Source organism: Neobacillus thermocopriae (assembly GCF_010975035.1).
Lineage (GTDB): Bacteria > Bacillota > Bacilli > Bacillales > Cytobacillaceae > Neobacillus > Neobacillus thermocopriae.
In genome coordinates, this window is sequence record NZ_JAAIUV010000021.1 from 57,291 (window position 1) to 63,336 (window position 6,046).

Sequence of the window (6,046 nt, forward strand, 5' to 3'; positions counted from 1 at the left end):
AAAGGCTTGTCCTACCCTCCTTGTTTGTTATTGTTTACTATTGGAATCATCCATTTTTAATACTGCCATGAAGGCTTCTTGCGGAACTTCAACAGATCCAACCTGTTTCATCCGTTTTTTACCTTCTTTTTGCTTCTCCAATAGTTTTCGTTTCCGGGAAATATCTCCACCATAACATTTAGCTAATACGTTTTTCCGCATCGCTTTAATAGTTGAACGTGCTACAATCTTTTGTCCAATTGCTGCCTGAACTGGAACTTCAAATTGTTGTCTAGGGATTAGTTCTTTTAGCTTCTCAACGATGACTTTTCCACGTTCATAAGCGAAATCTTTATGAACGATAAAGCTTAATGCATCAACCTTTTCTCCATTTAATAATATATCCATTTTCACTAGTTTCGATGGCTTATAACCAATTAATTCATAATCAAATGAGGCATAACCTCTAGTATTTGACTTCAATTGGTCAAAAAAATCATATACAATTTCCGCTAAAGGAATTTCATAAACAATGCTTACGCGATTTTCATCCAAATATTGCATGTCAACAAAATTTCCGCGTTTTTGCTGGCAAAGTTCCATGATAGCACCAACATAGTCATTTGGTGACATCATTGTTGCCTTAACATAAGGTTCTTCAACATGGTCAATTTTTTGCGGATCAGGCATATTTGAAGGGTTATCTACATTGACAAGTGTTCCATCTGTCAAGTGAACATGGTAAATAACGCTTGGTGCCGTTGTTATCAAATCAATTTTAAATTCACGCTCAATCCGTTCTTGAATGATTTCCATGTGAAGTAGTCCCAAGAATCCGCAACGGAAACCAAATCCAAGTGCCTGTGAGGTTTCCGGCTCAAATTGCAAGGCAGAATCATTTAATTGCAATTTTTCAAGTGCTTCGCGGAGATCATTAAATTTGGCCGTATCAATTGGATATAAGCCACAATATACCATTGGATTTAATTTTCGATATCCTGGGAGTGGCTCAGCTGCCCCATTTTTGGCATTTGTAATCGTATCACCGACCCGGGTATCACTAACATTTTTGATTGACGCGGTCAGGAATCCAACATCACCAACTGATAATTCTTCACGCATTTCCGCTTTCGGTGTAAATACTCCAACTTCTGTAACCTCAAACTCGGCACCGGTTGCCATCATTTTAATTTTATCGCCAACCTTTACAGTACCTTCTACAACACGAATATAGGCTACTACTCCTCGATAAGCATCATACAGAGAATCGAAAATCAATGCTTTTAATGGTGCATCGGGATCACCAGTTGGAGCCGGAACTTTTTCTACAATCTGTTCAAGAATCTCTTCAATCCCAATCCCGGCTTTTGCCGAAGCTAAAACAGCTTCAGATGCATCTAAACCGATTACCTCCTCAATTTCATTGCGAACCCGTTCAGGGTCAGCACTTGGCAAATCGATTTTATTAATTACTGGCAAAATCTCAAGATCATTATCAAGAGCCAAATAAACATTTGCCAATGTCTGTGCTTCAATTCCTTGTGCAGCATCTACGACTAAAATGGCGCCTTCACAAGCAGCAAGGCTTCGGGAAACTTCATATGTAAAATCGACGTGTCCCGGTGTATCGATTAAATGAAAAATATATTCTTCTCCATCTTTCGCTTTATATTTTAATTGAACAGCATTTAATTTAATGGTAATCCCGCGTTCACGCTCAAGGTCCATGGAATCTAACAGCTGATCCTTCATTTCACGGGATGATAATGCATTTGTTTTTTCTAAAATTCGATCTGCCAATGTTGATTTTCCGTGGTCAATATGGGCAATAATCGAAAAGTTTCTAATCTTCGATTGTCTTTTCAATCTCTCTTCTCTGTTCATGTCTTTCACTCCTACATTAACTCGCACACGTTCACTATTTTACGATTATATCAGCCCCACTTTCAATATTCAATTATAAAAGTGAAAGCGCCTTGCTTCATCTAACGAATAAAAATACTTCAACGAGGAAAATGAGTCTTTGCTATTCCAATCGCTAAAATAGCGTTAAATGTTGCGTACCAAACAATACTAGCTAAAAGAGCGGTACCTTTTAGGCACCGCCCCCTATTAATCAACAATCTTCTTAATTAGTTTTTCCGAAGCATCAGTCAAACTATCTGATAATCTCTTTCCCATATTAGAAAAGAAATTATACGCACTTATTTCCTCAAGTTTTTTCTTTTTTGCTTCCAAATCATGGCTAGCGATCTTATTTCCTAAAATTGTAGCGTCTCTTTCATTTATAGAAACGACATTTTGGAAATTTGGATCATCATAACCCTTCATTTTATGAATTCCGTTATTTGCTAGTTCCATTCCCGTAAATACGGCAATAAACATAAGTGCTGTTATGATGAAACTTTTTAGCATGAACATTTTCATAAAGCTCACCCTTATTCCTATTGCTTATCTGTTGATTGTTCAACATTTTGATTGACGTTCTCTGCCTGCCAGTAGTATTCACTAAACACATCTGCAAGAGCGTCTGCCGACCGATTCAACTCATCAAAAGTATTATCCACACCGCCGAACTCAATTAAGATCGCATTTTCAGAAAGGTTCTGATTATATACAGCATTTCCATTATTACTTTTTACTATAACTCCTCGGCTTAAGCCTTTATATTTTTTCTGTAATAGGTCATGTAGTTGGGATGCAAATTTAGCATTTTTTTCATAATTCGGATTTTTACCCCCTATGACAAAAGCAAGTCTTGCATAAGATTGACCATTAATTGATATGGTAGTATCCTTCTTCCTCCTTGAATCTCTATGAATATCAAAAAAATAGGTTAAATCACGATTTGATGCCATTGCCGCCTGAACTACTGCACGGGACTCCTGATACGATTTTGTATATTTTAAGCCCTTTTTGTTTAAATTGCCCTGAATATCTGTTTTATCAACAAATGTCCCAATGCCACGGTCTTCCAAACTACTTTTTAATTGGTCACCAATTTTTGTGACGTTAATTTGGGAATGATTTGCTAAATTAGGGTCAGTCACACCCTTCAGATATGGTAAGAAGGATTCCCGATTATGTGAGAAATATACATACACCACTTTCCTGTCACCAGTTGTCTGTCCAGGTGTACTAGAGGGGTTTTCATCTGGCGATTTATCAATTCCTTCAAGATTTTGTAATGCAGCTTCCTGTTCTGCTTTCATTATTTCATTCGGAGGAGAAGATTCAATAGGCATGTTTGTATAGTTGGTTCCTTCACCCGCAACTAGAATTTTTCCGTCAAATTGATAAAATCCAGGAAGTTCTCTCCCTAGAAGACTACGTGGGTCATCTAAATTAATATTGCTAGACAGTTTAAAAACCAAATTTGTCAAGGTTGGAACTTTAACATCACGTTTTACTGTTAAAAAATGATGGTTTTCCCAGCCCATTAATTGGTATAGAAGATCCCCGTTTACATTCATTGACACATGATTAACGGAGGCGGATGACAGTCTGTATTGGGGCTTTAACGACGTCAAAATTCCACTAATTGAAAATATAAAAAGTAAAAACAATAAAATAGTTGCCACTAATTTTAATAAACTTGTCCCTTGTATCAGGATAAATGTTCCTGATGTTTTAGATTTCATAGTTCCACCTCGCAAATACAATTCTAGTAAATCTTATGACATTACTAGAAATGGTAGAACCTTTATAAGAGATAAAGCAAACATAAAAATTAAGATTAATATACAATACAATGATGAAATTCAATTAAAAACCCGAACTAATTAAAACTAACATAGAGTTTTAAAATAGTTCGGGTTTCTCTCAGCTAAAAAACTTGTGTCCCATCTTCATCGTTATTACCTTGTAATAAATCCGACATTCTCTTGATTGACACTATGATGGAGAGAAGCATTTAATCCATTTGCAATTAAGTTTGCCATATCTTCAATAAAAACATCGACTTCCTTTGGCGTTACCATTAAATTATGGCCAAGCGGAGATAAGACCTCATGAATTAATTTTCGTTTTTCATCCTCCGGAAGCGTCCCAACGATTCCAAGAAAAGTCTTCCGATGTTTCTCTTCCGGCAGGTCCTCCTCCGTCAGTTTTCTACGTTCTCCAAATGTCATACCTGCTGGTGCCAATGCTCTGGACGGACGATCACCTTCTCTCATTTCCTTTCCGAAATGTTTTAAAATAAAATCAATCGTATCGCTTGTAATGGAAACGGCATCTACCACTGTAGGAACACCTAAGGCAATCACCGGCACTCCCAATGTTTCTTTACTTAATTCCTTTCTCTTGTTACCCACTCCAGAACCGGGATGTATTCCTGTATCGGAAATTTGAATAGTTGAATTTACTCTTTCTATAGAACGTGATGCCAATGCATCAATAGCAATAACGAAATCTGGTTTTGTTTTTTCAACGACTCCAAAGATTATGTCACTTGTTTCAATGCCTGTGAGTCCCATAACACCTGGTGCTAGTGCACTGACAGAGCGATAACCTTCTTCCACACTTTCTGGCTGAAGTTGAAACAGGTGACGGGTAACAAGTAGGTTTTCACACACCAATGGCCCAATTGCATCTGGGGTAACATTCCAATTTCCAAGGCCGACTACTAAACAAGAATCTGTCTTTTTGATTCCTGACCCTTCTAGAAAGTGAGCAAATTCTCTAGCAAATATTTCTTCCACTTTCTGCTGGACCTCACTATTTTGTTGACGTATTCCTTGTACCTCTAATGTCAAATACCGCCCTGCTTTTTTACCAATTTGCTTAGCTCCTTGGTCGGTCACTTCTACTAATGAAATTTTTATATCATCTACTTCTTTTTCCTTTATTATAACACCTTCTATTTGGGATAAATTTTCTTCTTGTTCTACTGATTGCTGGGCTAAAACCATCTCCCGAGCTTCAATAGCCAAATCAGTGCGAACAGCATATTTACTTAAATCAATCGATTCATTCATTAACAATCACTCCCATGATAGAAACTATTTCCTATTTTTTCCCCTGTTCCGATAAATCATTCAATGAATAATTCAACGAAGTAAATGAGGTCAAATTCCCAATAACCTTCCCCTTTTCTTAGAATTGTGTATTGCAATCTAGATACCTGTTTGATAAAATATCATTTGTTGCGAATAAATGTTTATGAATGTTAAGTCGAGTTCACATAGTCTCGATTCTTTACAGGAGGTGAAAGTAATGCCTAACATTAAATCTGCAATTAAGCGTGTAAAAACTAGCGAATCTCGTAATGCTCAAAATACAATGGCAAAATCAGCTATGCGTACTGCAGTTAAAAAAGTAGAAGCTGCTGTTACTCTTAACGATGCTGCTGCTGCGAAGGAAGCTTTAGTTGTTGCTGCAAGCAAATTAGACAAGGCTGCTGCAAAGGGTCTTATCCACAAAAATGCTGCTGCTCGTAAAAAAGCTCGCCTAATGAAGAAAATTAATGCACTATAATAAAAAACGATTCCTGCTAGGAATCGTTTCAGACTGTCGACAAAATCCTTTTTTAAAGGATTTTGTCGACATTTTTTGTATAATTATGTCATAGAATATCGAGGTGATATTGAAATGCTTACTAAAAATACACAAGTAAATCGAGATCAATTAGAAATGATTACTTTAGACCAGCTGGTTCCTGAAAATCACTTGGTTCGTAAGATAGAAGCTGCTATTGATTTTTCATTTATATATAAATTAGTTGAGAATATGTATTCATCTGAACGTGGTCGTCCAAGTATTGACCCTGTTGTATTAATTAAGATGGCTTTTATTCAATATACCTTCGGTATTCGCTCTATGCGCAAAACTATTGAAGAAATTGAAACAAACCTTGCTTATCGTTGGTTCTTAGGTTTTGGGTTTCATGATAAAGTCCCCCACTTCTCAACCTTCGGAAAAAACTATGAAAGACGTTTCAAGGATACAGATCTATTTCAAAAAATCTTCTACCGCATTCTAAAAGAAGCTTCTGATAAAAAGTTGATTAGTGCTGAACATGTATTTATTGATTCTACGCATGTTAAAGCAAGTGCAAATAAACGTAAAT

6 protein-coding genes are annotated in these 6,046 nt (G+C 36.6%); 2 read left to right on the top strand and 4 right to left on the bottom strand.

All coding sequences use genetic code 11. The features are described from left to right. Positions 1–27: 27 nt before the first annotated feature. The 4 genes from lepA to gpr form a co-directional block, all read right to left on the bottom strand. Positions 28–1,863, bottom strand: a complete 1,836-nt coding sequence (gene lepA, locus G4Z05_RS12810) for a translation elongation factor 4 (RefSeq protein WP_163183914.1) — start codon at positions 1,861–1,863, stop codon at positions 28–30. Positions 1,864–2,091: 228 nt separating this feature from the next. Next, on the bottom strand, positions 2,092–2,406 hold the full coding sequence (locus G4Z05_RS12815; protein ID WP_163252234.1) for a DUF3679 domain-containing protein: 315 nt from the start codon (positions 2,404–2,406) through the stop codon (positions 2,092–2,094). A gap of 17 nt (positions 2,407–2,423) precedes the next feature. Next, positions 2,424–3,620, bottom strand: a complete 1,197-nt coding sequence (spoIIP, locus tag G4Z05_RS12820) for a stage II sporulation protein P (RefSeq protein WP_163252235.1) — start codon at positions 3,618–3,620, stop codon at positions 2,424–2,426. Between the two features lie 216 nt (positions 3,621–3,836). After that, positions 3,837–4,955: a GPR endopeptidase gene (gpr, locus tag G4Z05_RS12825; RefSeq protein WP_163252236.1), complete on the bottom strand. Its 1,119-nt coding sequence runs from the start codon at positions 4,953–4,955 to the stop codon at positions 3,837–3,839. 238 nt (positions 4,956–5,193) lie between these two features. Between gpr and rpsT the strand changes: the two genes are divergently transcribed. After that, the gene (gene rpsT, locus G4Z05_RS12830) at positions 5,194–5,454 is read left to right on the top strand and encodes a 30S ribosomal protein S20 (protein ID WP_038536284.1); all 261 of its coding nucleotides are present in this window, start codon (positions 5,194–5,196) and stop codon (positions 5,452–5,454) included. 114 nt (positions 5,455–5,568) lie between these two features. Then, on the top strand, positions 5,569–6,046 hold a 478-nt coding region (locus tag G4Z05_RS12835), incomplete at its 3' end, for a transposase (protein ID WP_205597402.1).

What these genes read in the sequence shown, in the direction of transcription:
- lepA (WP_163183914.1), bottom strand. Translation starts at nt 1,863, where the DNA reads ATGAACAGAGAAGAGAGATTGAAAAGACAATCGAAGATTAGAAACTTT.
- G4Z05_RS12815 (WP_163252234.1), bottom strand. Translation starts at nt 2,406, where the DNA reads ATGAAAATGTTCATGCTAAAAAGTTTCATCATAACAGCACTTATGTTT.
- spoIIP (WP_163252235.1), bottom strand. Translation starts at nt 3,620, where the DNA reads ATGAAATCTAAAACATCAGGAACATTTATCCTGATACAAGGGACAAGT.
- gpr (WP_163252236.1), bottom strand. Translation starts at nt 4,955, where the DNA reads ATGAATGAATCGATTGATTTAAGTAAATATGCTGTTCGCACTGATTTG.
- rpsT (WP_038536284.1), top strand. Translation starts at nt 5,194, where the DNA reads ATGCCTAACATTAAATCTGCAATTAAGCGTGTAAAAACTAGCGAATCT.